This is a genomic window from Nonomuraea sp. NPDC059007 (genome assembly GCF_042740555.1).
Lineage (GTDB): Bacteria > Actinomycetota > Actinomycetes > Streptosporangiales > Streptosporangiaceae > Nonomuraea.
Genome location: NZ_JBHYJD010000005.1, coordinates 398,150 through 399,402 on the forward strand (window position 1 = coordinate 398,150; position 1,253 = coordinate 399,402).

At 68.5% G+C, this 1,253-nt stretch carries 1 protein-coding gene; it reads right to left on the minus strand.

The annotated features are described in order from the left end of the window. Window positions 1-53: 53 nt before the first annotated feature. Window positions 54-1,133, minus strand: a complete 1,080-nt coding sequence (xerC, locus tag ACFWY5_RS11135) for a tyrosine recombinase XerC (protein WP_379631417.1) — start codon at window positions 1,131-1,133, stop codon at window positions 54-56. Window positions 1,134-1,253: the final 120 nt, after the last annotated feature.

The following is a 1,253-nucleotide window of genomic DNA, read 5'->3' on the forward strand; positions in this document are numbered from 1 at the left end:
GTTCTCGCGGGCCCGCCCAAGGTGCGGCGGGCCCGCTTCCCCTGCTGGATGGCTCAGCTGGGAACGTTGTCGCCGGTCTTGCCCGACAAGTTGATCAACCTCGCTCGCTGGCCGTTTCGTGCTGCGGTGTTGACGAGGGCGGCGGTGGATTCAGCGGCGGTCTTGGCCAGCTCGGGGTAGACGCTGATGTAGGTGTCACGCGTGAAAGTGGAGGAGACGTGCCCGAGGGTCTCCTGCACGATCTTCACATCGACCCCGGCGGCCAGCATCAGGGTTGCCGCCCCGTGCCGCAGGTCATGCAACCGCACCGGCGGCAGCCCCACGTGGAAGGCCAGCACATAGAACTGGTCACTGACCTGCTGAGGGTGCAACGGCCTGCCGATCTCGTCGGTGAAGACGAATCCGCTGTCCACCCACGCCTCCCCCGCGGCCAGGCGCTCGGCTGCTTGGGCCTTGCGATGAGCGCGCAGCGCGGTGACGGTGTCGTCATCGAGCGCGATGGTGCGGTCGCTGGCCTCGGTCTTGGGCTTGCCCTGGACCGGTTGCCAGCCGAGCTGGGTGATCTGCCAGTGCACCCCGACCGTCCCCGCCGACAGGTCGACGTCCCGCCAGCGCAAGCCGACCGCTTCACCCCGGCGCAGTCCGCGCAACGCGATCAGGCGGTACAGCGCGTAGAGCCGGTGTGTGGTGGCGTGGGCGAGGAAGGCGTAGGTGTGCGAGGGCGTCCACACCATCACCGCAGACGGACGCGGCGTAGAGGCATAAATGTTGAGCATCACCGCCCGGCTGAGCGCGCCGCCGCGCCGCACCTGCTCGGCCGTGAGCCGCTGCTGCAACATCTGGTTCCAGTCGGTGACGCGTTCGTCGGTCCATACCAGCGCCTTCGGGGATACGGCGTCGGGCAGTTCGACCACGGCGGCCGGGTTGAAGTCGATCAGCCGGTCCTGCTTGATCGCGACGTTCAGCGCGTGCCGCAACGTGGCCCGGATGCGGTGCATCGTCGCCGGACCGACCGGCCGCCGATTCCGCGCCTCCGCCCGCTGGATCGGGTCGCTGCTGGCGCGGGCGGCGGTGATGACGTCGTTGAACTCCTCGATCGCGTCGAACATCCCCGCGATGTCGGAGACCCGCAACCGATCCAGCCGGATCTCGCCTAGGTGTTCTGTCCTGAGAGGTTAGGTACGCGGTTGGCGGGTGGTTGGCCGCCGAGTGCGGTGTGGCCGCGGTGGTGATTGTAGGCGTGTAGCCAGGGG